21 protein-coding genes are annotated in these 26,922 nt (G+C 75.7%); 12 read left to right on the forward strand and 9 right to left on the reverse strand.

Translation table 11 applies throughout. The annotated features are described in order from the left end of the window. Positions 1 to 151: 151 nt before the first annotated feature. From ACFYZF_RS08745 to ACFYZF_RS08760, 4 genes are read right to left on the reverse strand one after another with little or no spacing between them, the layout of a single operon-like run. Positions 152 to 2,224 carry a beta-galactosidase gene (locus tag ACFYZF_RS08745; protein ID WP_387018369.1) on the reverse strand — a complete coding sequence of 691 codons (2,073 nt, stop codon included), beginning with the start codon at positions 2,222 to 2,224 and terminating at the stop codon, positions 152 to 154. Between the two features lie 22 nt (positions 2,225 to 2,246). Continuing rightward, complete coding sequence (locus ACFYZF_RS08750; protein WP_387017365.1) at positions 2,247 to 3,224, reverse strand: carbohydrate ABC transporter permease; 978 nt, start codon at positions 3,222 to 3,224, stop codon at positions 2,247 to 2,249. Continuing rightward, the gene (locus ACFYZF_RS08755; RefSeq protein ID WP_387017367.1) at positions 3,221 to 4,255 is read right to left on the reverse strand and encodes an ABC transporter permease; all 1,035 of its coding nucleotides are present in this window, start codon (positions 4,253 to 4,255) and stop codon (positions 3,221 to 3,223) included. Before ACFYZF_RS08755 ends, ACFYZF_RS08750 begins: the two co-directional genes overlap by 4 nt. Then, complete coding sequence (locus ACFYZF_RS08760; RefSeq protein ID WP_387017368.1) at positions 4,252 to 5,919, reverse strand: extracellular solute-binding protein; 1,668 nt, start codon at positions 5,917 to 5,919, stop codon at positions 4,252 to 4,254. The genes ACFYZF_RS08755 and ACFYZF_RS08760 overlap by 4 nt, the downstream gene beginning before the upstream one ends. Before the next feature lie 227 nt (positions 5,920 to 6,146). Between ACFYZF_RS08760 and ACFYZF_RS08765 the strand changes: the two genes are divergently transcribed. The 3 genes from ACFYZF_RS08765 (at position 6,147) to ACFYZF_RS08775 (ending at position 11,187) form a co-directional block, all read left to right on the forward strand. Next, positions 6,147 to 7,367, forward strand: a complete 1,221-nt coding sequence (locus tag ACFYZF_RS08765) for an ROK family protein (RefSeq protein ID WP_387017370.1) — start codon at positions 6,147 to 6,149, stop codon at positions 7,365 to 7,367. A 258-nt stretch (positions 7,368 to 7,625) separates the two neighbouring features. Further along, complete coding sequence (locus ACFYZF_RS08770) at positions 7,626 to 10,130, forward strand: glycoside hydrolase family 3 C-terminal domain-containing protein (protein WP_387017372.1); 2,505 nt, start codon at positions 7,626 to 7,628, stop codon at positions 10,128 to 10,130. 52 nt (positions 10,131 to 10,182) lie between these two features. Next, positions 10,183 to 11,187, forward strand: a complete 1,005-nt coding sequence (locus ACFYZF_RS08775; protein ID WP_387018371.1) for a LacI family DNA-binding transcriptional regulator — start codon at positions 10,183 to 10,185, stop codon at positions 11,185 to 11,187. A gap of 122 nt (positions 11,188 to 11,309) precedes the next feature. Here ACFYZF_RS08775 and ACFYZF_RS08780 read toward each other — a convergent pair whose 3' ends face one another. The 3 genes from ACFYZF_RS08780 to ACFYZF_RS08790 are packed head-to-tail and all read right to left on the reverse strand — an operon-like array spanning position 11,310 to position 13,950. Continuing rightward, positions 11,310 to 11,891: a GerMN domain-containing protein gene (locus ACFYZF_RS08780; RefSeq protein WP_387017373.1), complete on the reverse strand. Its 582-nt coding sequence runs from the start codon at positions 11,889 to 11,891 to the stop codon at positions 11,310 to 11,312. After that, on the reverse strand, positions 11,888 to 13,267 hold the full coding sequence (locus ACFYZF_RS08785) for a sensor histidine kinase (protein ID WP_387017375.1): 1,380 nt from the start codon (positions 13,265 to 13,267) through the stop codon (positions 11,888 to 11,890). Before ACFYZF_RS08785 ends, ACFYZF_RS08780 begins: the two co-directional genes overlap by 4 nt. Then, a complete protein-coding gene (locus ACFYZF_RS08790; protein WP_387017377.1) occupies positions 13,264 to 13,950 on the reverse strand; it encodes a response regulator transcription factor in 687 nt (228 codons plus the stop codon). The genes ACFYZF_RS08785 and ACFYZF_RS08790 overlap by 4 nt, the downstream gene beginning before the upstream one ends. A gap of 152 nt (positions 13,951 to 14,102) precedes the next feature. Here ACFYZF_RS08790 and ACFYZF_RS08795 point away from each other — a divergent pair, with 152 nt between their 5' ends. The 9 genes from ACFYZF_RS08795 to ACFYZF_RS08835 all read left to right on the forward strand — a co-directional run bounded on the left by ACFYZF_RS08795 (position 14,103) and on the right by ACFYZF_RS08835 (position 21,578). After that, positions 14,103 to 14,549 (forward strand): STAS domain-containing protein, encoded by a 447-nt coding sequence (locus ACFYZF_RS08795; protein ID WP_387017379.1) that lies wholly within the window; start codon positions 14,103 to 14,105, stop codon positions 14,547 to 14,549. 31 nt (positions 14,550 to 14,580) lie between these two features. Further along, positions 14,581 to 14,850, forward strand: coding sequence for a GlsB/YeaQ/YmgE family stress response membrane protein (locus tag ACFYZF_RS08800; protein WP_387017381.1), 270 nt, complete (start codon positions 14,581 to 14,583; stop codon positions 14,848 to 14,850). 38 nt (positions 14,851 to 14,888) lie between these two features. After that, the gene (locus ACFYZF_RS08805) at positions 14,889 to 15,188 is read left to right on the forward strand and encodes a BON domain-containing protein (protein WP_387017382.1); all 300 of its coding nucleotides are present in this window, start codon (positions 14,889 to 14,891) and stop codon (positions 15,186 to 15,188) included. A gap of 600 nt (positions 15,189 to 15,788) precedes the next feature. Beyond that, positions 15,789 to 16,856 carry an ABC transporter substrate-binding protein gene (locus ACFYZF_RS08810; RefSeq protein WP_387017384.1) on the forward strand — a complete coding sequence of 356 codons (1,068 nt, stop codon included), beginning with the start codon at positions 15,789 to 15,791 and terminating at the stop codon, positions 16,854 to 16,856. Between the two features lies 1 nt (position 16,857). Beyond that, complete coding sequence (locus tag ACFYZF_RS08815; RefSeq protein WP_387017386.1) at positions 16,858 to 17,898, forward strand: ABC transporter substrate-binding protein; 1,041 nt, start codon at positions 16,858 to 16,860, stop codon at positions 17,896 to 17,898. A gap of 2 nt (positions 17,899 to 17,900) precedes the next feature. Beyond that, positions 17,901 to 18,785: an ABC transporter permease gene (locus ACFYZF_RS08820; protein ID WP_387017388.1), complete on the forward strand. Its 885-nt coding sequence runs from the start codon at positions 17,901 to 17,903 to the stop codon at positions 18,783 to 18,785. Beyond that, a complete protein-coding gene (locus ACFYZF_RS08825; RefSeq protein WP_387017390.1) occupies positions 18,782 to 19,573 on the forward strand; it encodes an ABC transporter ATP-binding protein in 792 nt (263 codons plus the stop codon). Before ACFYZF_RS08820 ends, ACFYZF_RS08825 begins: the two co-directional genes overlap by 4 nt. Beyond that, positions 19,570 to 20,490 (forward strand): ABC transporter substrate-binding protein, encoded by a 921-nt coding sequence (locus tag ACFYZF_RS08830; protein WP_387017391.1) that lies wholly within the window; start codon positions 19,570 to 19,572, stop codon positions 20,488 to 20,490. Before ACFYZF_RS08825 ends, ACFYZF_RS08830 begins: the two co-directional genes overlap by 4 nt. A 5-nt stretch (positions 20,491 to 20,495) precedes the next feature. Then, positions 20,496 to 21,578, forward strand: coding sequence for an LLM class flavin-dependent oxidoreductase (locus ACFYZF_RS08835; protein ID WP_387017393.1), 1,083 nt, complete (start codon positions 20,496 to 20,498; stop codon positions 21,576 to 21,578). Between the two features lie 719 nt (positions 21,579 to 22,297). Here the strand turns inward: ACFYZF_RS08835 and ACFYZF_RS08840 are convergent. Together ACFYZF_RS08840 and ACFYZF_RS08845 are read right to left on the reverse strand one after the other, a co-directional pair. After that, positions 22,298 to 23,245 (reverse strand): diacylglycerol/lipid kinase family protein, encoded by a 948-nt coding sequence (locus ACFYZF_RS08840; protein ID WP_387017395.1) that lies wholly within the window; start codon positions 23,243 to 23,245, stop codon positions 22,298 to 22,300. 100 nt (positions 23,246 to 23,345) lie between these two features. Beyond that, a complete protein-coding gene (locus tag ACFYZF_RS08845) occupies positions 23,346 to 26,696 on the reverse strand; it encodes a hypothetical protein (protein WP_387017397.1) in 3,351 nt (1,116 codons plus the stop codon). Between the last annotated feature and the right edge of the window lie 226 nt (positions 26,697 to 26,922).

Genomic DNA, 26,922 nt, shown 5'->3' on the forward strand with positions numbered 1-26,922 from the left:
GGGCCTGACCGCGCCCCGCGCCGCTGGACGTACTCCCCGTTCGTGGCTCTCCATGATCATCTGCTGTTACTGGAGAACTCGCCCGGCGTGTCGTCTCACAAATCGACAGACGATCACGGCGGGGCGCGGCTGACGACCAGCCGGGCCAGGGTCAGCGTCCGGGGGCCGCCTCCCGGACCACGGCGGCTCCCCCGGCCGGCACCTCCACGGCGGTGTCGATTGCCGCGCCGGTGAGCAACTCCACCCCGGCGGCCGGCACCCGGCGCGGGCGGTCGGTGTGGTTGAGCAGGAACAGCCAGCTCCCCCGGGCGGAGCGGCGGCGGACCGCCTCCACCCCGGCGGGGGCGGCCGGGCAGGTCGGGGCCGCGCCGGCGGCGAGGGCGGCGTCGGTGAGCAGCCGGCCGTAGGTCTCGTCGTCGGGGCGGGTGGAGACGTACCAGGCGGTGCCGGCCCCGTACCGGTGGCGGGTCACGGCCGGCTGCCCGGCGAGCACCCCGCCCGCGTACGCCCGGACCGGCTCGGCCCCGGCGAGCCGGACCGTCTCGGTCCAGATCCGGCCGGTCCCGCCCCCGGTCAGGGGGAGCTCGTCGTCGTCGGCGAGGGGGTGGAACTCCTCCACCCGGACGCCGAGGACGTCGCGGAACGCCCCGGGGTAGCCGCCGGTGCGGACCCGGGCGTGCTCGTCGGCGACCCCGCTGAGCCAGGTCACCACGAGGTGGCCGCCGCCGTGGACGTACGCCCGGACCCACTCGGCGGTGGCGTCGGAGGCCAGGTAGAGGGCGGGAAGGACGAGCAGCCCGTACCCGTCGAGGTGATCGCCGGGCAGGACCACGTCGCAGCCGAAGCCGGCCCGCCACAGCGCCCGGTGCGCCGCCGCCACCTCCCGGTGGTGGTTGAGCCGCTGCGAGGGCAGGCCGGGGTGTTGCAGGGCCCAGCCGCAGGCGGCGTCCCAGCCGATCGCCACGGACGCCTCGACGGTCGCGCCGTCGGCCTCGGCGACCCGCTCCAGGGCCTCGCCGAGGGCGACGGCCTCCCGGAACACCCGGCTGTCCGGGCCGGCGTGCGGCACGAGGGCGGAGTGGAAGCGTTCCGCCCCGCCGGCCGGGGCCCGCCACTGGAAGTACATCGCGCCGCGCGAGCCCCGGGCGACGTGGGCGAGGCTGTGCCGGGCCATCCTGCCGGGCTCCTTGGTGTGCATCCGCCCGGCGGTGTAGATCAGGTTCGGGGCGCTCTCCATGAGCAGCCACGCCGCGCCCCCGGCGGCGTCACCGGGCGATCGGCCGCCCGCGCCCCCGTCAGCGGTCGCGCCGGGGCCGGTGACCGTCCGAAGCCGGGCGCCGTGCCGGGCCCAGCCCCGGGCCAGGTCCGCCGCCAGGGCGGTCTGCTCCTCCGCGCCGCCGTCCACGGCGGACGGATAGTGGTCGACGGCCACCAGGTCCACCTCGGCGGCCCAGCGGGCGTGGTCCACCGGCACCCAGTCGCCGAGGACGTAGTTGGTGGTGACCGGCACCGCCGGGTTCGCCGCCCGCAGCAGGTCGCGCTGCTCGGCGTACGCCTCCAGCAGGGTGTCGGACCAGAACCGGCGGAAGTCGAGCAGTTGCCCGGGGTTGGCCAGGTACTGGGTGGCCCGGGGAGTGCTGACCTGCGCCCAGTCGGAGTAGTGCTGGCTCCAGAAGCTGGTGGCCCAGGCGGCGTTGAGCGTGTCGAGGTCGCCGTGGCGGGCGGCCAGCCAGCGCCGGAACGCCGTCGCGGTGTGCTCGCAGTGGCAGGTGGTGCCGTACTCGTTGTGCACGTGCCACAGGGCCAGCGCCGGGTGGTGGGCGTAGCGGTCGGCGAGGACGGCGGCGATCCGGCGGGCCGCGCCCCGGTACGCGGGCGCGGCGGCGCAGTAGGTGTCCCGGCTGCCGTGGTGCAGCCGTACCCCGTCGGCGGTCACCGGCAGCGCGCCCGGGTGGGCCAGCGAGAACCAGGGCGGCGGCGAGGCGGTCGGGGTGGCCAGGGCGGCGGCGATGCCGTGCTCGCCCAGCAGGTCCAACGCCCGGTCGAGCCAGTCGAAGTCGTACCGGGCGGGGGCGGGTTCGAGGCGGGACCAGGCGAACACGCCGACCGTGACGAGGTTGACCCGGGCCCGGCGCATGAGGTCGACGTCCTCCCGCCACACCCGCTCGGGCCACTGCTCGGGGTTCCAGTCCCCGCCGTAGCGCAGCCGGCCCTCGTCCCACATGTCGTACGGTCCGTTCACCGGTTCAGCCCTTCACGGCGCCGGTGATGACGCCCTTGGTGAAGTGCCGCTGCACGAACGGGTAGACGATCACCGCCGGGACGACGGTCACCACCACCACGGCCATCTTCACCGCCAGGGTCGGCGGGTACGCCGTGACGCCGGGCAGGCTGATCGAGGCGCCCGAGACGTTCGGCGACTGGCCGGCCAGGATGTAGCTCTGCAACACCCGCTGGATCGGGAACTTGTCGTTGTCGTCGATGTAGAGCACCGAGTTGAAGTAGGCGTTCCAGTAGCCGACCGCGTAGAACAGGCCGACCACCGCGATCACCGCCTTCGACAGCGGCAGCATGATCCGGGTGAGGATGCGGAACTCGCCCGCCCCGTCGATGCGGGCGCTGTCCAGCAGTTCGCCGGGCACGTTCATGAAGAACGCCCGGACGACCACGAGGTTGAACACGCTGATCGCGCTGGGCAGGATCAGCGACCAGATGCTGTCCTTGAGCCCCAGGCCGGTGACCACCAGGTAGCTGGGCACCAGGCCGGGGAAGATGAGGAAGGTCAGCAGGAAGAAGAACAGCAGCCCCCGGTGCCCGACCGAGCCGGGCCGGGCCAGCCCGTACGCGGCGAGGACGGTGAGCACCAGGCTGACCGTCGTGCCGAGCACGGTGACCAGGGTGCTGATCCAGACGGCCCGGGTGATCTGACCGCCGTTGAAGATGGTGAGGTACGCCGACAGGTCGATCTCCCGGGGCACCATCACCATGCCGCCGGCCGCGTCGATCGTGTCCCGGGAGGCGAGGCTGGTCACCAGCACCGCCCACAGGGGCACGAGCACGGCCGCGACGAGCAGGGCGAGCATGACGCCCTTGCCGAGGACGCCGACCGGAGACGGCGGCTCCTCCCACGGGGCCCGCCGGGCGCCCCGCCGCCGGGTGCGCGGCGGGCCGCCCACCGGTGGACCCGCCGGCACCGGCCCGACGCCACTGAGCTGTGTGGTCATGACTTGGAGTACACCCCCTGCTCGCCGAGTCTGTGCGCGATCTTGTTGGCCGTGACGATGAGGAGCAGCCCGACCACGGCCTTGAACAGCCCGGCAGCGGCGCCGAGCCCCCACTGCTGGGTGGCGATGGCCTGGTAATAGACGAACGTGTCGAGCACCTCCGCGGCGTCCCGGCCGACCGCCTCCCGCTGGAGGATGAACTGCTCGAAGCCGACCGACAGCGCGTCGCCCAGCCGCATGATGAGCAGCAGCACGATCACCGGGCGCAGGCCGGGCAGGGTGATGTGCCACAGCCGCCGCCACCGACCGGCCCCGTCGGCAGCCGCCGCCTCGTACAGGTTGGAATCGATCGCGGACAGCGCGGCCAGGAAGACGATCGCGCCCCAGCCGACGTCCTTCCACACCGACTCCGCGGTGACCAGCACGATGAAGGTGTCCGGGTTGGTCATGACGTTCCACGGTTGCAGGCCGGCCTCGCGCATCTCCTGGGCCAGCAGGCCGGCCCCTCCGAGCATCTGCACGAAGAACGTCACCACCAGCACCCAGCTGAAGAAGTGCGGCAGGTAGACGACGCTCTGCACGAAGCCGCGCACCCGGCCGGAGACCAGGCTGTTGAGCAGGATCGCCAGCAGGATCGGCAGCGGGAAGAAGAACACGATCTGGAACGCGGTGATGGTGAGGGTGTTGCGCACGGCGTCCCAGAACAGCGGGTCGGAGAACAGGGCCTCGAAGTTGCCGAAGCCGATCCACTCGCTGTACAGGAACGCCTCGACCGGGTCGTCGCCGACGAACGGGTTGTAGTCCTGGAAGGCGATGATGTTGCCGAGCGTGGGCAGGTAGTGGAAGACCAGCAGCAGCGCGGCGGCCGGCGCGGTCATCGCCAGCAGCGGCCAGTCCCGGCGCAGGCGGGCCCGCAGGGAGGCCCGGGGCCGGGGCCGAGCGGGACGCCGGGGTTCCCGCCGCCCGGGGGGCGGGGCCTCGCCGGCCGCCGCCGGCGCGTCGACCGCGCCGGCGGTACCCGGGCCGCTCATCGGCCGTTGTCGGCGAGCGCCTTCTCGAAGAACGCGCGCCCCTCCTCGCCCCCGGAGGCGAGGAACTCCTTCGTCACCTGGTCGAGGTCGCCGATCGGGCGGCGGCCGCGCAGGATGTCCCGGATCTTGTCCTCCGTCGGCTGGATGATCTTCGACCAGTTGGCGGGCAACTCCAGCTTGATCCCGGCGAACAGGTCCTTCTCCAGCAGGCCGATGTTCTTCTTGTAGTAGTCGAGGTAGGCCTGGACGAAGTTCGGGGTGTCGCCGCTGCGGACCTTCACCGGTACCCGGCCGCCGATGTGGGTGTACTGGGCGCCCAGTTCCTTGCGGCCCAGTTCGGTCGGGATCGGGCTGCCGTCGGCCGCGCGGGTGAAGTGCTTGCCCTCCACGCCGTACTCGCGCAGCTCGAACTCGCGGCTGCCGAACGGCGCGGCGCACCAGTTGAGCACCCGCAGCAGCTCGTCGACCCGGGCGGCGCCGAGGCCCTTCTTGAGGAAGGTGAAGAAGACCGGCTTCTCGCTGCCCCAGATGACGGCCTGACCGCCGGACACCCCGAACACCGGCAGCGGTTGCATGTCGAAGCTCGCCAGCACCTTGGACTGCTCGCCCTGCATGCCCTGCCAGGCGCCGAGCCCGTCCTGGAACATCAGGATCTTGCCGGCCTTGAAGAGCTGCTTCTCGTCGGCGCCCTTGCTGGAGACCGTGTCGGGGTGCACCAGCCCGTCGGAGAACAGCTTGGCGGTGAACTCCAGCGCGGCGCGGTAGGCCGGGTTCTCGAACTTGTGCTCCAGACCGCCGCCGGGCTTCTTGCGCCAGGTCTGCTGGCAGCCGAAGAACTGCTGGACCATGTCGAAGACGCTGCCGAAGGCCCAGACCCCCTTGCCGGGGTCGGTGAGCTTCTTCCCCAGCTCGTACAGCTCGTCGGGGGAGGTCGGGGCGGCCAGGCCCGCCTTGTCGACCAGGTCCTTGCGGTGGAACAGCGCCCAGGCGAACGGGCCGTCGGTGGGGAACGGCACGGCGTACAGCCGCCCGCCCCAGACCGAGTACTCCCACGCGCCGGTGGGCAGCGCGGCGAGGTACGGGTACTTCGCGGCGGCGTCGCCCTTGAGGTGGTCGGTCAGGTCCTCGAACAGCGCCTTGACCGCGTCGGAGAACCGGGCGACCTTGTCGACCTCCCAGTTCGGCACGCTGAGCAGGTCGGGCACGTCCCGGGCGCCGAGCATGGCGTTGAGCTTGTCGGCGTACGTGGTGCCGTCCTGCAGGCTCGGGTTCACGTCGACGCCCAGCTTGCCGTTGACCGCCGCCAGGTAGGAGTTGTTGCCCAGGGTCGGCGGGGTGGGGCCCCACCAGGGGCTCATGGAGCGGATCGCCCCGCCGCCCCTGCCGGGCTGCTCGGTGACCGCGTCGACGAGCTGCTGGGGGTACTTGAGGTAGCCCTCGGGGATCGCCCCCTCCCCCGGGATGTCCGGCTTGAGCACCTCGGCCGACTTGTAGGTGGGCAGCACGGACCGGATGGCGTCGGCCTTGGTGGCGCTGCCCTTGCTGCCGGCTTCCTTGCTGCAGCCGGCGAGGGTGGCGCCGCCCATCGTCGCGGCGGTGCCGAGACCGAGCAGACGCAGCATGGTCCGGCGATCGGTGGATGCGCCTGGCAGGGACGGCTTCACGGCGCACTCCCTTCATCTGACAGGCGGGGCTTGCGGAGCACGAGCGCCCGGCTAGGATTAGTTGGGGTACTAGCCGAACAAACTAATCGACGGTGATCCGACCCACAAGGGAGCGGCGCCCGCGCCATCGGCGAGGCCCTGGGTCGTCCGGTGGGGCGCCGGGGTGCGCGATGATGGACGCGCGAACCGACCGGGATCGCACCGGCAGCGCAGGGAGCGGGCAGATCTTGATCAGCAGGCAGAACGACCCGCAGCCGACCGACCTCGGCGACGTGCGGGTCGCCAACCGGGCCGTGGTGCTGCGACACGTCCGGGTGCATGCCCCCTGCTCCCGGGCCGACATCGCGGCGCACACCGGGCTCAACAAGGCCACCGTCTCCAGCCTGGTCACCGAGCTGATCGACCGCCGGCTGCTGCGCGAGACCGGGCTGACCGAGCACCGGGTCGGACGGCCGGCCACCATGCTCGTGCTCGACGGCGAGCCGTACGCCGCCCTGGGTCTGGAGATCGGCGTCGACGAGCTGGTGGCGGTCGCGGTCGACCTCGGCGGCAACCGGCTGCTCACCTGGCGGCGCGCCTTCCCCGCCCCCTCGTCCCCGCCGGACGAGACGGTCCGCGCCCTCGCCGCGCTGGCCCGCCGGGCCGTCGCCCGGGTCACCGGCCAGGGGCGGGCCGTGCTCGGCCTCACCGTCGGCGTTCCCGGCCTGGTCGACACGGCCGGTTGCGTGCCGCTGTCGCCCGCGCTCGGCTGGCGCGACGTCCCCCTCGCCGCCGCGCTGCGCGCCGCGCTGCGCGACCCGGAGTTCACCGTCACGGCGGACAACGAGGCGAACCTCGCCGCCCTGGCCGAGCAGCGGCACGGCGCCCACGCCGGGGCGGCCAACCTGGTCCACCTCACCGGGGGCGCCGGGATCGGCGCCGGGGTGATCGCCGACGGTCGGCTGCTGCGCGGCGGGCGGGGCTTCGCCGGCGAGATCGGGCACCTGAGCCTCGACCCGGCCGGCCCCGCCTGCGCCTGCGGGCAGGCCGGCTGCCTGGAGGCGCTGACCGGGCTGCCCGCGGTGGTGCGCCGGCTGCTGCCCGACACCGCCGAGGACGGGCCGGTCACCGACTTCCTGCCGGAACTCGACCGGATCCGGGCCCTCGCCGGGCAGGACGACCCGACCGTGCGGGCCGGGCTGGCCGAGATCGGCCGCCACCTCGGGCACGGGGTGGCGCTGCTGGCCAACCTGGTCAATCCCGAGGCGGTTCTGGTCGGGGGCCACTACGCGGCGCTGGGGCCGTGGCTGCTGCCCGCGGCCCGGGCCGAACTCGCCGCCCGGACCCTCGCGCCCCAGGCGGGCGGGTGCCGGCTGGAGGCGTCGACCCTGGGCGGGGCGGCGACCGCGCTCGGGGGCGCGACCGCCGCGCTGGCCACCGTCGAGAGTGGCCGGCTGCCCACCCGCTGAGCGGGGCGAGACCTGGCGGCGACCGCGATCCACGGCCGCCAGCCCTTGACCGCGTCGCCCCGATGGTGCCAACCTCGGAGCAGCCGTCCCGTCCGGGCAGTCGGGGCGGCTTGTTTTCGCAGGTTGTCGAAGCGCTTCGCCGCATCCGGGTCGACAGCCGCACACCACCACCGCGATGCCGCTCGTCACGACGGCCGTCGAAGCGCTTCGACCCGCCGACCGGGCGACCGCCTGCCCATGGAAGGTATCCGATCCGCCATGACCGACAGCATCGGCCGGACCCCCGGCCCGTCCCCCGACGCACGCGTCGACGGCCTGCTGGCCCGGCTCACCCTGTCCGAGAAGATCGGGCTGCTGCACCAGTGGCAGGCGCCGGTCGAGCGGCTCGGCCTGCGGCCGTTCCGCACCGGCACCGAGGCGCTGCACGGGGTGGCGTGGCTCGGGACGGCCACGGTCTTTCCCCAGGTGATCGGGCTGGCCAGCAGCTGGAACGCCGAACTGGTGCGGGCCGTCGGCGCCGCCGTCGGCGACGAGGTGCGCGCCAAGCACCACGCCGACCCCGGACGGGTCGGCCTCAACGTCTGGGCGCCCGTGGTCAACCCGCTGCGCGACCCCCGCTGGGGACGCAACGAGGAGGGCTGGTCGGAGGACCCGGGGCTGACCGGGCGGCTCGCCACCGCGTACGCCACCGGCCTGCGCGGCCGGCACCCGGACCGGCTGCGCACCGCGCCGACGCTCAAGCACTTCCTGGGCTACAACAACGAGACCGACCGGGCCACCACCTCCAGCGACCTGCCGCCACGGGTGTTGCACGAGTACGAGCTACCGGCGTTCCGGGCGCCGCTGGCCGCCGGTGCGGCGGTCTCCGTGATGGCCTCGTACAACCTGGTCAACGGCGTGCCCGCGCACCTGAGCCCGCTGCTCGCGGCCGAGCTGCGCCGGATGGCCCCCGACGAGATCATGGTGGTCGGCGACGCCGGGGCCGCCACGAACATCGCCGGCGCGCAGGCCCACCTGCCCGACCACGTCAGCGGGTTCGCCGCCGCCCTGCGCGCCGGCATCGACAGCTTCACCGAGGACGACACCGACACCCGGCCCACGGTCGAACGGCTCACCGAGGCGCTGGCACGCGGCCTGATCACCGCCGCCGACGTGGACCGGGCGGCGCGACGCGTCCTGTCCGTCCGGGCCCGCCTCGGCGACCTGGACCCGCCGGAGTCCGACCCGTGGGCGGGGGTGTCCCCGGGCGTGGTGGACTGCCCGGCGCACCGGGAACTCGCCCGCGAGGCCGCCCGGCAGTCGGTGGTGCTGCTGCGCAACGACGGGCTGCTCCCGCTGGCTCCGACGCCCGGCCTGCGCCTCGCCGTGCTCGGTCCGCTGGCCGACACGGTGCACACGGACTGGTACAGCGGCACCCTGCCGTACGCCGTCACGCTGCACGCGGCCCTGACCGGGCCGGTGGGCGAGGTGACCACCCACAGCGGGGCGGACCGGATCGCGCTGCGCGCCGGCGGCCGGTACGTGCGCGCGACGGCCGACGACGACGGCGGCCCGCTCGCGGCCGACGCGCCGAGCGCGACCGAGGACACCTGGTTCGACGTCTTCGACTGGGGCGCGGAGGCGGTGGCGCTGCGCGCCGTCGCCAACGGCCGGCACGTCGGGGCCGACGACGACGGCGGCCTCGTCAACGACAGCCCCGGGCCGGGCGGCTGGGTGGTCCGGGAGACCTTCCGGTTCGCGCCGGGCCCGAACGGCACGGTGCTGCTGCGTCACCTCGCCACCGACCGCTACGTCGCCGTCGGGCCGGACGGGCGGCTGCGCGTCGACGCGGCCGGCCCGGACGCGGCCACCCCGTTCGCCGTGGAGCTGCTCGTCGACGGCGCCGCCCGGGCCGCCGAGTTGGCCGCCGCCGCCGACGTGGCGGTCGTGGCCCTCGGCAACCACCCGATGGTCAACGGGCGGGAGACCGAGGACCGGGTCGACCTGGCGCTGCCGGCCGGGCAGGAGGCGCTGCTGCGTGCCGTGCACGCCGCCAACCCCCGGACCGTGCTGGCCCTGACCAGCAGCTACCCGTACGCGATCGGCTGGGCCGACGCCCACCTGCCGGCGGTGCTGTGGTCCGCGCACGGCGGCCAGGAGCACGGGGCGGCGTTGGCCTCGGTGCTGCTCGGCGACGCCGAGCCGGGCGGCCGGCTCACCCAGACCTGGTACGCCGACGCAGCGGACCTGCCCGACCTGCTCGACTACGACATCATCGGCTCCGACGCCACCTACCTCTACCACCGGGGCGAGCCGCTGTACCCCTTCGGCCACGGGCTGAGCTACGCCCGGTTCGACTACGCTGACCTCCGGTTCAGCGCGACGTCGGTGACCGCCGGCGGGGAGGTCGAAGTGAGCGTCGAGGTCACCAACAGCGGCACCCGCGTCGGCGAGGAGGTCGTCCAGCTCTACACCCGGCAGCGCCGGTCCCGGGTCAAGCAGCCCCTGCGTCAGCTTCGGGACCACGCCCGGATCACCCTCGCCCCGGGCGAGCGGCGGGTGGTCCGGCTGCGCCTGCGCGCCACCGAGCTGGGCTGGTGGGACGACTCGCGCGGCGGGCACGTGCTGGAGGACGCCCCGCACAGTGTGCTGGTCGGGCGGTCCGTGGGCGACATCCGACTGGTCGGCACCCTCTCCGTCCGGGGCGCGGCCGGCGGGCCGGTGCGGGCGGCCGACGGCGCGGAGCCGGCCAGGGAGGCCTCCGGTGCCGGCCAGGCCCGGTGAGCGGGCCGGGTCCCGCCCGGCGACGGCGGTGCGCCCGGTGAAGTCCCCCGACCTGGTCACCATCGCCGACGTCGCCCGGCACGCCGGTGTCGCGGTCAGCACGGTGTCGTACGTGCTCAGCGGCAAGCGGGCCATCTCCGAGGTGACCCGGACCCGGGTGCGGGCCAGCATCCGGGTGCTCGGCTACCACCCGAACGCCGGGGCGCGCGCCCTGGCCAGCCGACGGGCCAACGTCGTCGCGCTGGTGCTGCCGCTGCGCTCCGGGATGCAGGTGCCGGTGGTGATGCAGTTCGCCATGGCGGTGGTGACCACCGCCCGCACCGTCGACCACGACGTCCTGCTGGTCACCTCCGACGAGGGCCCCGCCGGGCTGAGCCGCATCGCGGCCAGCGCGATGGTCGACGGGGTCCTGCTGATGGACGTGGAGATGCACGACTCCCGGGTACCGCTGCTGCGGGAACTGGGGCGACCCAGCGTGCTGATCGGCTTCCCCGCCGACGCCACGGGGCTGACCTGCGTCGACCTGGACTTCCACCGGGCCGGCCAGGTCTGCGTCGAGCACCTGGCGGGGCTGGGCCACCGGCGGATCGCCCTGCTCGGTGCCCCCGTCGCCGTCTACGACCGGGGCACCGGATTCGCGCACCGGACCAGGGCCGGCGTCGTCGACGCCGCCGCGCGGCTGGGCGTGGACGCCGTGGTCCGCCCCTGCGAGGAGGGCACAGCGGCCGTCCGCCGGGAACTGGTCGAGCTGCTGGAGCGGTGGCCCGACCTGTCCGGGCTGGTCGTGCAGAACGAGGCGGCCGTCGGCCCGGTGCTGGCCACGCTGCCCACTCTGGGCCGGCGGGTTCCCGAGGACGTGTCGGTCGTCGGGATCTGCCCCGACCAGTTCGCCGAGCAGGCCAGCCCGCGGCTCACCTCGGTGCCCGTGCCGGCCGAGGAGGTCGGCCAGCAGGCCGTGTCGCTGCTCATGCGTAAGGTGCACGGCGAGCCGGTGCCGGACGCCACCCTGCTGGAGCCCCGGCTGACCGTACGCGACAGCACCGCACCGCACCGCTGACCCGGCGGTGGGGCACGGGACGCGCGCGGCGGCGGGCCGGGCCCCCACGGGTGAGCATGACCGCCCCGACCCCGGCGTGGTCGGCGGACGACGGACGGCGGACGGCGGTCAGCGGACGGCGGTCAGCGGACGGCGGTGAGGGCGGTGTAGTCGGCGGCCGTCAGCGGCTGGGCGGAGAGCGAGCCGTCCGCCCGGGGCACCCCGAGAGGGCGGCCGTCGCGCAGGAACGACACGGTGGTGACGTCGTCCCGGGCGTCGAGGGTGCAGACGATCTGCCCGAACGCCAGGACCTCGTCGCTGCGGCCGGTCTCGTCGCCGGTCTGGCCGACCGTCACCCGCGCCTGGCCGCCCGCGACGTCCGCGACGACGGCGCTCATCGCCCCCGGCAACGCGCTGGTCAGCCCGGCGTCCCGCTCGACGACGGTGGGGCCGCCGAGCAGGTCACGCAGCTGGGCGTCGACGTCGGGCGCGCGGTCGACGCGGCGCGACACCGGCACCAGCCGGTCGTCCCGGACGAAGCACAGCGTCTCGGTGACCCGGCCGGTCGGGGCGGTGCTGCCGGCCGTCGCCGGGGACGGGAACGGCCCGGGCGGGATCTCGACCGCCCTGGGCCGGTCCTCGGCGGGCACCCCGCAGGCGGACGCCAGGACGAGCAGGCCGGCCAGGACGGCCGGGGCGACGACGCGCCGGGCGCGGCCCGTCACGGCAGGCTCCCGGGCAGGGTGACGTGGAACCGGGCACCCCCGCCGGGGCGGTCGAGCACGCTCGCCTGCCCGCCGTGCGCGGTGGCGTGCTGGGCTACCAGGGCCAGGCCGAGGCCGGTGCCGTCGCCGGTGCCCCGGGCGTGGGCGGCCCGGCCACGGACGAAACGGTCGAAGATGGCCTCCCGGTCCTCCACCGGCACCCCGGGGCCGTCGTCGTCGACCTCGATCACGCCGGCGTCGCCGTCGCGCGACAGGCGCACCGCGACCGGACCGGCCCCGTAGCGGGCCGCGTTGTCGAGCAGGTTCACCAGCACCTGCGCGACGCGCCGTTGTTCCACCCGCCACGTTCGCGGCGTGCCGGCCGCCAGTAGCACCAGCGAGGCCGGGAGGTCCCGCTCGAGGCAGGCCCGCCGTGCCAGCTCCGCCACGTCGACCGGGGCGCGGTGGGCGGGCTGGTCGCTGCGGGCCAGGTCGATGAGATCGTTGACCAGCCGCTGAAAGCGGTCGATCTCGTCGGCGACGAGACCGGCGGCGGTGGCGGTGCGCTCGTCGTGGTGCTCCCGCCGCCGTTGCAGGACGCTGGCCGCCGCGGCAAGGGTCTGCAACGGCGAGCGCAGCTCGTGGCTGACGTCGGCGGCGAACCGGCGGTCCCGTTCGATCCGGCGGGCCAACTGGTCGACCATGTGGTTGAACGAGGTGGACAGCCGGGTGAGGTCGGGGTCGGTGGCCGGGTCGAGGCGGGCGGTCAGCTCACCGGCGGCGATCTTCTCCGCGGCGTTGGCGACCGCGGTCAGCGGACGCAGGCCGTGCCGGGTGGCGTACCAGCCCAGCGCCGCGCCGGAGCCGGCCACCATGATGGCCACGGCGGTCAGCGTCAGGGCCAGCGCCTGGAACGTCCGCTCCAGCTCCCCCAGCGAGTTGACCTCGTAGTACGTCGCCGAGCCGGACAGCGGCACCCCCACCAGCAGGGCCGCCTGCCCGTCGACGCGGACCCGCTGCACGGCCGGTTTCCCCGCGCCGACGAGCCGTTGCAGCTCCTCGGGCACGGCGGCGGTGAGCCCGACGTCGGCGGTGCGGGCGTGCCAGTCGCCGTCGAGGTTCAGCAGCGCCCGCCGGCTGCCGCCGGTGTCCAGCGAGCGCAGCACCTCCACCACGTCCGGGTCGTCGGTGTCCAGGCCGTTGCGCACCACGGCGGCGTCGAAGTACGCGGCCCGCACCGCGGTGCGCTCCCGCTCGTCCATCAGGGAACGGCGGGTCAGCTCGTACGAGACCAGGGCCATCGAGGCGGCCAGCAGCAGCGCCCCGGCGGCGAACGCCGCGGTGACCCGGGCGCGCAGGCCGAGGCGACGCCGCGCGGGCGGGCGGGAACCCGTCATCGTTGCAGCTTGTAGCCGAGCCCGCGCAGGGTCACCAGATGCTCGGGGTTGGCCGGGTCCGGCTCGATCTTCTGCCGCAGCCGGCCGACGTGCACGTCAACCAGCCGCTCGTCGCCGGTGTCGTACCCCCAGACCCGTTGCAGCAGTTGCTGGCGGGACAGCACCCGGCCGGCGTGCTCGGCCAGCTCGCACAGCAGCCGGAACTCGGTGCGGGTCACCGGCACGCGGTGCCCGGCCCGGCGCACCTCCCCCGCCTCGGGGCTGACCTCCAGGTCACCGAAGGCCAGCACCGGCACCGGCTCGGCCACGGACGGGACGACGGCACGGGCGCGGCGGCGCAGGGCGCGCAGCCGGGCGGTCAGTTCCTTGATCGCCACGGGCTTGACGACGTAGTCGTCGGCGCCGGCCTCCAGGGCGGCCACGATGTCGTGGGTGTCGTCGCGGGCGCTGACCACCACGATCGGCACGTCGTCGTCGCGGCGTAGCTGGCGGATGCACTCGAAGCCGTCCAGGCCCGGCAGCATCAGGTCGACCAGGACGTAGTCGGCCGGGTCCCGGCGCTGGGCGCGCAGCCCCTCCTCGGCCGTGGCAGCGCCGTGGGCGTCGTAGCCCTCGTCCTCCAGTGCGAGCAGCAGCGCCAGCCGGATGCGGTCGTCGTCCTCGATCACCAGTACGGACGTCATATCGGAATCATCCCCAAGGCCGTCCGCCGACGGCCAACCATGTCCCGCGTATGGCGGATTTGTCACGCAACTGTCACACGTCCGCGTGATGCCCGCCAAGCCCGACCGGCACGGTGGTGGGCGTCCGGGTCCGCGAGGAGAGGGGTACGGCCGTGACGACGCCGCTGGCACACCGGGAGTGCACGATCCCCCTGGTCGAGGTGGCCGTGACCGAGTTCGACCTGGCCTGCCTGTCGACGACCGGCACCGTGTTCGACCGGCTGCTGGCCCTGCGCCCCGCCCAGGTCGTGGTGGACCTGTCCGGCTGCCGGCACATCGACGCCGCCGCGATCGGGCTGCTGCTCGACGTGCACCGGCGGCTCACCCGCGCCGACGCGGTGCTCACCGTACGCGACCCGAACCCCCGGATCTGGCGCATCCTGCAGGCCGCCCGCGTGGACCACGTCCTGCCGGTCGTCTCCGGCCGGACGCCGGACGCCGACCGGTCCGACCGGTCCTCCGGGCCGGGGCCCCACCGGACGGGGCCGACGCCCACCGGCCGGGCGGCCGTGCCGGTGCGGGGACTGCCCGACGGGACGTCGGCCGGAGTGGCGCGGTGAGCCTCCGCGCCCTCGTCACCCAGGAGCACCCGTGACCGTCGCCGGACTCGTCAGCGCCCTTCTCGTCGGGCTCGTCGTCGGGGCCCTCGGCCGGCTCGTCGTCCCCGGCCGGCAGACCGCGCCGCTCTGGCTCACCCTGGTCGTCGGCGTGGTCGCCGCCCTGCTGGGCACCATCCTCGCCCGCCTCGTCGGCGTGGCCGGGGCCGGCTTCGGGTTCCAGGACCTGCTCGTGCAGATCGGGTTGGCCGGGGTCGGCGTCGTCCTGGTGGCGGCCACCGCCAACCGCTCCGACTCCGCCTAGACACGCCGGCACCGCACACCGAGAAGGGACCATCCCCCGTGGTCATCCCCTGGCCGTCGCCCGACGACCACTCCTGGGCGGCCGAGCCCGACAGGCCCGGGCCGGCGGACGAGGACACCCGGCTCGCCGCCGCCGTCGCCCGGCGGCTCGGCGACGCCCCGACCGTCCGCCACCGGTCGGTCACGGTCAGCGTGCAGAACCGGGTCGTCATCCTCACCGGGATCGTCACCGACCCGCAGGCCCGGCGGGCCGCCGGGGAGCTGGCCTGGGAGGTCGCCGACGTCGTCGACGTCTGCAACGCCCTGCGGCTGGCCGAGCCGCGCCGTCCGCGCTGGTGACCACGAGCCCCCGCGCCGCCGCCCGGCCCCGCCGGAGCGACCCGGCCGGGGCGTAACCGCAGGGCCCGCAGCGCCCGCACCAGCGCTGCGGGCCCCGTGGTGACGTCGCGCCGGCGGTCGGGGCGGGCCGCCGGGAAGGAAACGGCGTCGGGTCGGGCACCGCGCCGGATCCGGGCCCACCCACGAACTGCCGGCCTCGACGTGAGCTACCGCATGGTGGAAGCGTCTCGCCTTTCCCGCCGCGCCCGTGTCACGCTCCTCCGCAGTAATTCCTACAAGGCCCGTAGGGTTAGTCGGGAAATCGGGGAGGTGCGGCGCCAATGACGCGTGAGTCGTCGGCCACGGCCGCCCTCCCCGCCGCCTTCCGCGAGCCCGCGCTGACCACCCGGCGGTACATCGACCACGGGCTGTTCGGCAGCTGTCGCTGTCGCTGACGCACAGCCACCCCTCCCGCTCCGCCCCGCCCCGTCGCCCCGAACCCGCGCGCACCCCGACCCAGCACGCCGTCGGCCCGCGCGTTCCCGCCGCGCGCACCGACCGTCGACCCGGTGGCCGTCCCGCGCGTGATCCACGCCTGTCTGCCAGAACCGGAGACCAGCCATGTCCACTGCCCCGGCCGCCGTCCACCTCGACGAGCTGTGGTTCACCCGCTGCCCGGTGCCCACCGCCACCGGGATCGCCGCCGACCGGGGCGCCCTCGGTGCCGAGTTCGCCGCCGACGGAATCCGGGTGCGGTCCTTCCAGGACGACCGCGAGAGAGACCTCAACGAGCGGCACTTCACCCACGAGCACCGCACCCTGATCCGGGAGGGCGGCAACGTCCCGGCGCTGTGGGCCCGCTCGCGCGGCACGGACACCCGGCTGATCGGCCTCACCTGGATCGAGGAGCGCCAGGTGATCCTGATCCGGCCCGGCGACGGTCCCCGCTCCCCCGCCGAGCTGCGCGGCCGGCGGCTCGCGGTGCCCCGGCACCCGATCGCCGTCGACTTCTGGGCGGCGATGGCGCTGCGCGGATTCGCCGGGGCGCTCGGCGTCGCCGGGCTGCGGCTGGCCGACGCCCGCCCGGTGGACGTGCCGGCGGGCCCGGAGCACCCCGGGCAGTGGGCGGCGGAGCTGGCCGCGCTGGTCCGTGGCGACGTCGACGCCGTTTACGCCAAGGGCGCCCTCGCGGTCGAGTCGGCACGCCGGCACGGCGTCGAGGTCGGCATCGAGCTGGACGACGAATCCGACCTGCGGAGCCGGATCAACAACGGCACACCCCGGCCGGTCACCGTGGCCGGCTGGCTGCTGGAGCACCGGCCCGACGTGGTCGACCGGTTCCTCGCCGTGCTGGTCGAGGCCGCCGACTGGGCCGCCGCCCACCCCGCCGACGTCGGCCGGATCCTGGCCGCCGAGACCGGCGCCAGCACGGCGGGGGTCGCCGGGGCGTACCGCACCGGCCAGCACCTCGGCCTGCATCTCGACCTGTCCGAGGAGCGGCTCGACCTGCTCGCCGCGCAGGAGCACTTCCTGCGCGCACACGACTTCCTCGCCGCGCCCGTGGACGTGCGCGGCTGGGCCGACCCCGAACCGCTGCGGCGCGCCCACGAACTGGCCGCCCGCCGCCAGCAGAACCCTGCACCGGCCGGGAGCACCGTTCCCTCGCCGACGGATCGCACAGGAGAATGAGATGAGCACAGCACCGACACCTCGCCGTACCCGCCGACGGTTCCTGACCGTCGCCACCGCCGCCGGCCTGGTCGCCACCCTGGTGGGCGTCGCCGGCTGCGGCACGTCCGGCGAGCCGGCCGACGCCGCCGGTGGACGCACGGTCGAGGTACGCATCCCCGACCCTGGCAACGCGGGCGTGCTCGCCCTGGGCAAGAAGGACGGTTCGCTCGACGCGGCGCTGGGCGCGGTCGGCGCCCGGGTGGCGTGGACCGGCAGCTCCGGCCCGTTCGCCCCAGCGGCGCAGGCGATCAACGCCGACCAGCTCGACGTCGCCCTCGGCTCGATCACCTCGGCCGTCGGCGCGCTCGCCGGCAGCCCCGGCTTCACCCTGTTCGCCGCCGCCCAGCCCGACCCGGTCGGCGAGGGCATCCTGGTCAGGGGCGACTCCCCGATCCGCGGCGTGGCCGACCTCGCCGGGCGGAAGGTGGCCGTCAACAAGGGCGGCACCGGCGAGTACCTGCTGCTGCGGGCGCTGGCCACCGCGAACGTGCCCGTCGACCGGGTGGAACGGGTGTACCTGCGCCCCGACCAGTCCGCTCCGGCCTTCGAGTCCGGACAGGTGGACGCCTGGGCGAGCTGGAGCACGTACGTGGTGTCCGCGCTCGCCGGTGGCGCGCGGCTGCTGGTCGACGGCCGCACGATCGGCTCGGACAACGCCACCGTGTGGGCGGTGCGCAGCGCGTTCGCCACCGAGCACCCGGAGGTGGTCCGGGCGCTGTACGCGTACCTGCGGGACAAGGGGGCCGCGTCCCAGGCGGACCCGGCACCGTTCGTGAACGTCTTCACCGACGCCGGCCCGCAGTCCGTGAGCGGTCGGGCCCGGGAGATCACCATCGACTTCGCCCGGCAGAGTTCACCGGTCGAGCCGATCGGCACCGACCTGCTGGCCCGCTTCGACACGGTGGCCCGGTTCTTCGTCGACGCCGGGGTGACCCCGAAGAAGGTGGACGTCGCCGCGCACGTGCTGGACGTGGCGAAGCTGCCGGCGGGTGGGGCGTGACCGTGACCACGGCACCCATCGCTCCCGGTCGGGCCGGGGCCGCCCGGCCCCACCCCGACGCCACCGGGGCCGCCCGGGACGCCGGGCTGGTCGAGCCGCCGGTGCGCCGCCGCCGCGAGCGGCCCCGGTGGGCCGCCACCGCCCTGCGCGCGCTCGGCCCGGTCGCGCTGCTGCTCGCCTGGTACGCCGCCTCGGCTACCGGCCTGCTCAGGCCGTCGCTGCTCGCTTCCCCCGGGCAGGTGCTGGGGGCGGTCGGCGAGCTGTGGGGCAACGGCCAGCTCCCCGACGCGCTCACCACCTCGCTGACCCGCTCGGCGCTGGGGCTGACCTGCGGCCTGGCCGCCGGGCTGGTGCTCGGCGTGACCACCGGGCTGACCCGGCTCGGCGACGAGCTGGTCGACTCGACCGTGCAGGTGCTGCGCACGGTGCCGTTCCTCGCCCTGGTGCCGCTGTTCATGGTCTGGTTCGGCATCACCGAGAGCGCCAAGATCATCCTGATCGCCGTCGCCACCACCTTCCCGATGTACGTCAACGCGGCCAGCGGCGTGCGCACCGTGGACCCGAAGACGGTCGAGGCGATGCGGTCGTTCGGGATGGGCCGCTGGCGGCTGGTCCGGGAGGTCGTCCTCCCCGGCGCCCTGCCCGCGCTGCTCGTCGGCCTGCGGCTGTCGATGACCCTCAGCGTCATCGCGCTGATCGCCGCCGAGGAGATCAACGCCACCGCCGGCATCGGGTACCTGATGACCCAGGCGCAGAACTACGCCCGCACCGACATCCTGGCGCTCTGCATCATCATCTACGGCCTGCTGGGGCTCACCGCCGACGCCGCGGTGCGCGCCCTGGAGTGGCTGCTCATGCCGTGGCGGCGGGCGGGGCGGACCCGGTGAGCGCCGGCGTGGCCACCCCGGCCGCCACGGAGACCGGCGCCGGGCCGACCCCGGCGATCCACGTCCGCGGGCTGCGGCGGGCCTTCGGCGACCGGACCGTCCTCGGCGGCCTCGACCTGGACGTGCCCAGGGGCGAGTTCCTCGCGCTGCTCGGCGCGAGCGGCACCGGCAAGACCACCCTGCTGCGCATCCTCGGCGCGCTGGACCGCCCCGACGACGGCACCGTGCTGGTGCCCCGGCGGCGGACCATCGTGTTCCAGGAGCCCCGGCTGGTGCCCAACAAGCGGGTGCTGGCCAACGTCACGGTCGCCATGCCGCGCGGCGAGGCCACCCGCGTGGTCGGCCTGCGGGCCCTGGCCGAGGTCGGCCTCGCCGGCCACGCCCGGGCCTGGCCGGCGACCCTGTCCGGCGGCGAGGCGCAGCGGGTGGCGCTGGCCCGGGCACTGGTCCGCGAGCCGGAGCTGCTGCTGCTGGACGAGCCCTTCGCCGCCCTCGACGCGCTGACCCGGCTGCGCATGCAGGACCTGGTCGGCGAGCTGTGCGCCGCGCACCGCCCGGCCGTCCTGCTGGTCACCCACGACGTCGACGAGGCGATCCGGCTCGCCGACCGGGTCGCGGTGCTGCGCGGCGGCGTGCTCGTCCGCGACGAGCGGGTCACCGTGCCCCGGCCCCGCGACGCCACCGATCCGGCCTTCCGCGCCCTGCGCGACCGGCTCCTCGTCGACCTGGGCGTCCGCCGCCCCGGCGCGGGGGCCGACCCGACCATTCGAGAGGGAGAACTGACATGAGCATCACCATCGGAGTGCACCGCAGCAACCCGTCGCTGTACCACCTGGCCCGGCTCGGCCTGGCCGAGCGGGCGCTCGCGCCGCTGGGCGAGACGGTGGCCTGGCACCACTACACCGACGGCACGAACACCGCCCGGCTGCTCGCCGAGGGCGTCATCGACCTCGGCGGCACCGGCTCCACCCCGCCGCTGACCGGGCAGGCACAGGGCCACGACATCGTGTACGTCGCGGTGTCCGCCCCCCGCCCCGAGCACGGCGCGCTGCTGGTCGCCGCCGACGGCCCGGTCCGGACCGTGGCCGACCTCGCCGGCGGGACCGTGGTGTTCGGGGTCGGGTCGTGGCAGACGCACCTGCTGGCCAAGGCGCTGCACGACGCCGGGCTGTCCTACGCCGACATCGTGGCGCGGCGGCCCGCCGACGACCCGACCCCGCCGGCGGAGCACCTGGCGGCCGGGGAGATCGCCGGCTGGGTCGCCCAGGAGGCCGAGTTGGCCGCGGCCCGCCGCGCCGGGGGCGTACGCGTCCTGGTGGAGACCGGGTCGGTGATCTCGGACCGGTCGGTCTTCTTCACCCGGCGGGACCTCGCGCAGCAGCGGCCGGAGGTGGTCGCGGCGCTCGTCGGCGCGCTCCAGCGGGCCGACGACTGGGTGGCCGCCCACCTGGACGAGGCCGCCGCCCACGCCGCCGCCGAGTTGGGCGGCGAGGCGGCCGACTGGCACACCGCGCTGGCCGGGCTGCCCTGGCGGCTGGAGAGTGTCCCCGACGCCTTCGTCGCCGAGCAGCAGGAGGCGGCGGACATCTTCGTCGCGGCCGGCTACCTCGACCGGCCGATCACCGTGGCCGACGCCCGGGTGCCGGCGCTCACCCCGCTGGTCGACGCGGCACTCGCCGCAGCGGCCCCGGCGGGCGCGCGGTGAGCGGCGTGGGCACCGAGGTCCTGTGGTACATCATCCCCCGGGAGGGGCGCTACCCGTGGGAGCCGGCCGGTCGGCGGCCGGTCGACCTGGGCTACCTGCAACACCTGGCCGCCGCCGTGGACCGGCTCGGCTACACCGGGGCGCTGCTGGCCACCGACCAGTACGACGTGTGGCCGCTGGGCAGCGCCCTGGCGGCGGCGACCAGCCCGGCGTTCAAGCCGCTGCTGGCGGTGCACCCCGGCCTGATCTCCCCGACCCTGCTGGCGAAGTCCGCGCTCACCTTCGACCACCTGTTCGGCCCGCGCCTGCGGTTCAACGTGGTCAACGGGTCCACCGACACGCTGCGCCGCTACGGCCTGCACCTGGAGCACGACGAGCGCTACCGGCTCAGTGCCGAGTACTGGCAGGTGGTCCGGCGACTCACCGCCGGGGAGGTCTTCGACCACAAGGGCGAGTTCTACGACCTGCCGGGCGCCGGGGCGGACCTGCGGGACCTGCCGCCGGTGCAGAAGGGCGGCATCCCGCTGTGGTTCGGCGGCTCCTCGCCGGCCGGCATCGAGATGGCCGCCGAGCACGTGGACGTGTACCTGACCTGGGGCGAGCCCCCCGCCCAGCTCGCCGAGAAGCTGAACCGGGTGCGTGAGCGGGCCTCCGCCCACGGGCGCACCCTGCGGCTCGGACTGCGGCTGCACCTGATCGTCCGGGACACCGCGGACGAGGCATGGGCCGCCGCCGACCACCTGCTCGACGTCACCAGCCACGAGACGTACGCCCGGCAGCTCGCCGCGCACGGCGAGGACGCCGGGGTGGGCTGGCAGCGGCAGTTCCGCCAGCACGGCGGGCGGGTGCCGGCGAGGGCCCGGGAGCTGGAGACGTACCCCAACCTGTGGCCGGGGATGGGGCTGTTCCGGCCCGGCCCGGGCACCGCCGTGGTGGGCAGCACCCGCCAGGTCGTCGAGCGGCTGGAGGAGTTCCGGTCCCTCGGCGTGGACACCTTCATCCTCTCCGGCAACCCGCTGCTGGAGGAGGCGTACCGGGTGGCGGAGACCGTGCTGCCCGCGCTGGGGATCCGACCCGACCGGTCGTGACCCGGGCGTCACCCGCCCGGCCGGACGGTCACCCCGTCGGCCGGGCGGGGGCCCACCGGATACCGAGGACGCCTCTACAGCGGGGACGCGTCGGTGATCACGACAGCCGCGCCCCGGGCCGCCTCGGACGGGGGCAGCCCGGGTGGGTGATACCGGGGGCAGAGCCAGGTGCCGCTTCGGTGTGAAGTCTCGGCGAGACCGTCGGACCGGGTGTCGTCCGGGGTCATCCGGCCTGCTGGGGGTTTCTGAAGGTGCGGTGCGGTCGGCATCGATCAGGGTTCGGCCGGCGTTGGTGGGGTCTTCGGCGTGGAGGTAGGCGCGGGCGGCGTCGATCAGGTGCGCGGCCCGGTGTTCGGCGGACAGCCTCAGCGGCCCGGCCCAGGTCGAGCCAGAAGTGCACCTGCCGCACCGCCGGCAGCCCCATCAGCGCCCGCGCCGGCCCGTACGCGATGGCGGCTCGTCGGCGTTGGTACCGCTGGTGCAAGACGAAATCATGAGCCCGGACGGCACCTTCATCACGTGACCGCTCCGTCCTGAAGAGACCACCAGCGGCTCCGAGCTGCGCCAGGTTAGCCGGGTCTTTCCCATCTCCTGTTGCTGGACGGTCAACACGACGCGAACCAGCGGAAAGGGATCCCTGGCATTGCGGGTCGCCGAATAGCCTGAAATCTTCGGGCGTAATCAGTCCACCCTGTCCGAGGAAGCGGCCCGTCCTGAGATCAGGGGCGCTCATCCGGGCAGCACACGGTCAGCGCGCCGGGCACGACCCGGACCTTCAACCGGGTCACCTGGCCGCGCGCCCCGCCGTCGAGTTCGTACGTCTTCGGCGCGTCGAACCGTACCCGGATCTTGCGACCTCGGGTGATCCGCACGAACGGCGACTCCTCGGACCGGCCGGCCGCCATCCGGCCCAGGGTGCGCGCCCAGTCCACCGCGCCGCTGGCGGTGGCCACCCCGACCTCCAGGGCCCCGCTGTCGGGCCGGGCGTCGTCGAAGGCGGGGATGCCGCCGGTGATCGTGCCGACGTTGCCGAACAGCACGCAGCTCGCCTCGGCGTCGAACCAGTCCGACCCGTCGACCCGGATCCGGGTGCGCACCAGCTCGCCGCGCACGTGCCGCAGCCCCGTCCACACGTACGCCAGGCGGCCCAGCCGGCCCTTGAGCCTGCGGTCGGCCTCGCCGATCAGGTCGCCGTCGAAACCGGCGCCGGCCATCACCGCGAAGTGCTCCCCGTTGATCCGGCCCAGGTCCAGGCGACGGCGTCGACCACGCAGACCGTTCCGCACCGCCTCGGGCAGGTCGGTCGGGATGCCGAGGTTGGTGGCGAACAGGTTCGCCGTCCCGGCGGGCAGGATCGCCATCGGCACGCCGGTGCCGGCGAGGACGTCGGCGCAGCGCTGCACCATGCCGTCACCGCCCCACACGTAGACCAGCTTCGCGCCCCGGTCGAGCGCCCGGCGTACCTTCTTCGGAGCCTTGCGGCTCTTCGGCACCTCGTACCAGAGCAGGTCGTCGACGCCCGCGCCGACCAGCGTGGCGCGCAGTTCGTCCAGGCCCCCGCCGAAGGTCTTCTTCCGGTGCGCGACGACGGCGACGGTGCCGACCCGCGCGGCGACGGTGCCGACCCGCGCCGGGGCCGCCTCGTCGGGGCGGGCAGGCGTACTCATGACCCCGGGTGTACCCCGGCCGGGTGCCCGCCACGCCTGCCGCCGGCACCCGACCGGCCCGGGTCCGCACCACCGCGACCCGGGCCGTCACCGGCCCGGGTCACCTTGACATGGACAGGGCGAGGGCAGCGTCGCGGACGTCGGCGACCGGGTGCCCGCGCAGCGTCCGCAGCAGGTCCCGCCACGGCGTCGACCAGCCGTACGGCTCCCCGGCCCGGATCAGCGCCAGCGCGAGGAGCCCGGCCGAGTCGCCTCGGGCGGCCAGTTCCCGGGCCGTCGCCAGCAGCAGCCCGGCGTCCACGACGGCGGCGTCCCGGCGCACCCGGCCGGCGAGGGCGTCGGCCAGTTGGGCGGCCAGCGCCGGGCGTCCGGCGGCCAGCTCGAACAGCTCGGTCAGCTCGGCGACGAGCTGCTGCGGGGTGCGCCCGTCGAGGCGCACCAGGGCGGTCAGCAGCCCGGCCGCCCCGGCCACGAACCCCGGGTGCCGGGCCAGGTCGCGGGCGGCGTCCCGGGCCGGGTCGAGGTCGGCGTCGACGCCGGCGCGTTGCGTCCACACCCGCACCGTCCGCAGGATCGCGTCGATCCGGCGGCGGGCCGGCCGGTCCCGCTCCGGCCCGCCCGGGTCGTCGTCGGCCGCGTCGAGGGCCACCAGCCGGCGCAGGGCGGTGGCGAGCGCGGCCCGCTCGGGGCGGTGCGGCAGGTCCAGCAGCGCGCCGAGCAGCATCGACCGGACCGGCCAGCCGGCGTGCGCGTCGAGGTCGGTCAGCGCCTCGACGACCAGGTCGGTGACGTCGGGCGCCCACCGGGCCCACTGCACCAGCCGGGCCAGCGCCACCTGGGAGACCACCTCGTCGCCGCTGCGGCAGGCGGTGACGACCAGGCCGGCGTACCGGGGTCGGTGCGGCTCCGGCACCTCGTACGGCCCGGCGGCCAGCACGGCCAGGGTGTCCTGCCGGCCGCCGCCGACTGCCAGGTCGAGCACCGCCCAGCTCTGCGGCGTGTGCAGCCGCTGCCGGGCGGCGGAGGTGACCGCCGCCCGGACGTCGCGGTGCTGGTCGGGCTGCTGCCACACCTGCCGCAGCAGCGGCACCGCCTCCGGCGGCCCGTGCCGGCCGAGCAGCCGGACGGCCTCCTTGCGGCTGGTCACCCGGCCCCGGCCGAGGGCGACGCCGGCGAGCCGGGCCAGCAGCGCGGACGGGGCGACGAACCGGGCGGCCCGGCCTGCGGCGTACATCGCCACCCGGGCCCGGTCGTCGTCGGCGTGCGCGAGCAGCGTGGTCAGGGCGTCCTCGGGCCGGTCGGTCCAGGGCAGCGCGCCGAGGGCCGCCTCGGCGAGGGTGACGTTCGCCGAGTCGACGTACCGCAGCACCAGGTCGCGGCCGGCGTCGGGAACCCGCGCCGCGCGGGCGAGCGCGGCAGCCCGGGCGTGCATCGGCTGGCCGGCGTCCCGGGCCACCCGGGCCTGGAGGTCGACGTACGCCCGCCGGTGTCGGGGCAGCCAGCGGTCGACGTGCCACGGATGCCCGGGTACCCAGCGCGGCCCGGCCGGCAGGAACGCCCCGCGCGGCGGCGGGCCGAGCAGCACCCGGTCGAGCAGGTCGGTGCGCCGCCCGCAGACCGTCCGCCACACCGCCTCGAACGTGATCACCGACGAATCGGCCGCGAGCAGGAGGGCGACCCGCTCGCCGCGCGGCGTCGGGTCCGCCAGCCACAGGTCGGCGGCGTTCCGGACGACCGAAGAGACGTTGCCCGGGCCGGTGGCCCGGTGCAGCAGTTCCTGGAGCGCAGGCAGCCGCCACGCCCGGCGGCCCAGCGCGCGGGTGACGGCGAACAGGGCGGTGAACTCGCCGCGCGCCATCCCGGCGGTGATCCAGGGCAGGAGCCGGTCGAGGACGACCCGTTCCTGCCCCCGGCGCAGGCCGTGGTCGAGCCGGCCCAGCGGGGGCAGGCGGTGCCCGCCGAGGAGGGCGTCGAGGGTGTCCAGCGCCCAGCCCAGCAGCTCCGGGGTGTCGACGTGGTGGCGCAGCACCCCGCAGGCCAGGTCGCCCAGCGCGGACAGTGTGCGGGTGGACGCGTCCCGGGCGTGGGTGGCGTCGGTGACCAGCGCGGCCAGCACGGGCCGCGAGTGTGCGCGCAGTGGCCGGGCCATGGTCGCCAGGGTGGCCAGCGCCGCCGAACGGACCGGGTCCTGCTCGTTGCGCAGCCCGACGAGCCGGGCCACGGCCTCGGCCACCGCCGCCGGGTCGCCGCTGCGCCGCGCGGCGGTGAGCAGCAGCTCGTACGCCGTCGCCCGGTCCCCCGCGTCGGCGGCGCGCAGGGCGGGCACCAGCGCCGCGGACGCCTCCGGCCAGGGCAGCTCGGCGCTCCACGCCCGCACGGCGGCCTCGTCGGCACGGACCCGCTCCAGGGTGAGCACCCGGCGGGCCTCCCGTTCCCGCCAGCGCCGGGGCAGCACCGCCATGACCGCCGAGGAAGGGATCGCGGCGGCCGTCTCGACGTCGGCGAGCGCGGCGTCGTACAGGGTGCCGCGCGCCGCCGGGGGCAGCGCGTCCAGCAGCGCCGCGAGGCGGGCGTCGTCGGCGCGCAGCCGCCGGGCGAGCGTGACCAGGTCCGCCGGCGGCAGCGCTGCGAGGCGGCGCAGCAACGCCGGGGGCAGGGTGGCCCGGGCCAGCCAGCCGGCGCGGGCGGGGGCGGTCAGCAGCGCGAGCACCCGGGCCGGGGACGCCGCGGCGAGCACGCCGTAGCGGGTGAGGCCGCCGGGGAGCCCGTCGGCCGGGGCGTGGCGTTCGAGCAGGGTGAGCACCCGCTCCGGGTGGCCGACCGCCGTGCCGAGCAGCGCGCCCGCGCGCGTCGCCCACCAGCGGGAGCGTTCCGGGCCGTCGAGGCCGGGCAGCGTCGCCTCGGCGTGGTCGAGCAGGACCCCGGTGTGCCGGCCGACCAGGGCCGCCCCGCCGCCGAGCGCGTGGTCGAGCAGGGGCAGCAGCCGGCGTACCGTGTCGGGGCCACAGGCGGCCAGCAGCGCGACCGCCTCGGCGTCGCCGAACCGGTCGCGGACCGCGTCGACGAGCCGGTCGGCGACCTCCGGGCGACGCAGCGACCGCAGCGACCGGTAGACCAGCCGGCGCAGGTCGGCCGGGGCGTCGGCGAGCAGGGGGTGCAGGTCGTCGGCGGTGAGCCAGCCGGCGCGCAGGCACACACGGACCGCGACGGCCCGGATCGCCGCGTGCGGGTCGTCGAGGGCGGCGGCCATCCCGGCCCGGTCGCCGACGACCTGGGCCGCAGTCACGGCGAGGAACCGGTGGTACGTCGACCCGGCCCGCAGGTCCGCGAGCACTCCGTCCAGCCGGCCGGCGCCGGCAAGGGCCCGGGCCCGGGCGGCGAGGGTCGTCATCCGCTCCCGGTACGGCAGTTCGTCGAGGTCGTCGAGCAGGGCGGCGGTGTGGCGCGACATCGCGCCATTGTGCCCGGCGACGGGCCCGGCGGCCGACTCGTTTTGCGGGGCTGTGACGGTGCTCCCGCGAGCGCCTCACCCGGGTGGCGTGCCCGTCGGGGACGCGGAAGCGGGGCGGGGGGGGGGGCCGGCGGGGGGGGGCGGGGGGGGGGGGGCCGGGCCCCGGGCCGGCGGGGGCGCCGCCCCGGCCCGCCGGGGGTCCGGCGGGGGCCCGCGGGCGGGGGCG

This window comes from Micromonospora sp. NPDC001898 (assembly GCF_042891255.1).
GTDB lineage: Bacteria > Actinomycetota > Actinomycetes > Mycobacteriales > Micromonosporaceae > Micromonospora.

Excerpts from the sequence above, each read along its gene's own strand:
- ACFYZF_RS08745 (WP_387018369.1), bottom strand. The coding sequence starts at position 2,224 with ATGTGGGACGAGGGCCGGCTGCGCTACGGCGGGGACTGGAACCCCGAG.
- ACFYZF_RS08750 (WP_387017365.1), bottom strand. The coding sequence starts at position 3,224 with ATGACCACACAGCTCAGTGGCGTCGGGCCGGTGCCGGCGGGTCCACCG.
- ACFYZF_RS08755 (WP_387017367.1), bottom strand. The coding sequence starts at position 4,255 with ATGAGCGGCCCGGGTACCGCCGGCGCGGTCGACGCGCCGGCGGCGGCC.
- ACFYZF_RS08770 (WP_387017372.1), top strand. The coding sequence starts at position 7,626 with ATGACCGACAGCATCGGCCGGACCCCCGGCCCGTCCCCCGACGCACGC.
- ACFYZF_RS08785 (WP_387017375.1), bottom strand. The coding sequence starts at position 13,267 with ATGACGGGTTCCCGCCCGCCCGCGCGGCGTCGCCTCGGCCTGCGCGCC.
- ACFYZF_RS08790 (WP_387017377.1), bottom strand. The coding sequence starts at position 13,950 with ATGACGTCCGTACTGGTGATCGAGGACGACGACCGCATCCGGCTGGCG.
- ACFYZF_RS08810 (WP_387017384.1), top strand. The coding sequence starts at position 15,789 with ATGTCCACTGCCCCGGCCGCCGTCCACCTCGACGAGCTGTGGTTCACC.
- ACFYZF_RS08815 (WP_387017386.1), top strand. The coding sequence starts at position 16,858 with ATGAGCACAGCACCGACACCTCGCCGTACCCGCCGACGGTTCCTGACC.
- ACFYZF_RS08830 (WP_387017391.1), top strand. The coding sequence starts at position 19,570 with ATGAGCATCACCATCGGAGTGCACCGCAGCAACCCGTCGCTGTACCAC.
- ACFYZF_RS08840 (WP_387017395.1), bottom strand. The coding sequence starts at position 23,245 with ATGAGTACGCCTGCCCGCCCCGACGAGGCGGCCCCGGCGCGGGTCGGC.
- ACFYZF_RS08845 (WP_387017397.1), bottom strand. The coding sequence starts at position 26,696 with ATGTCGCGCCACACCGCCGCCCTGCTCGACGACCTCGACGAACTGCCG.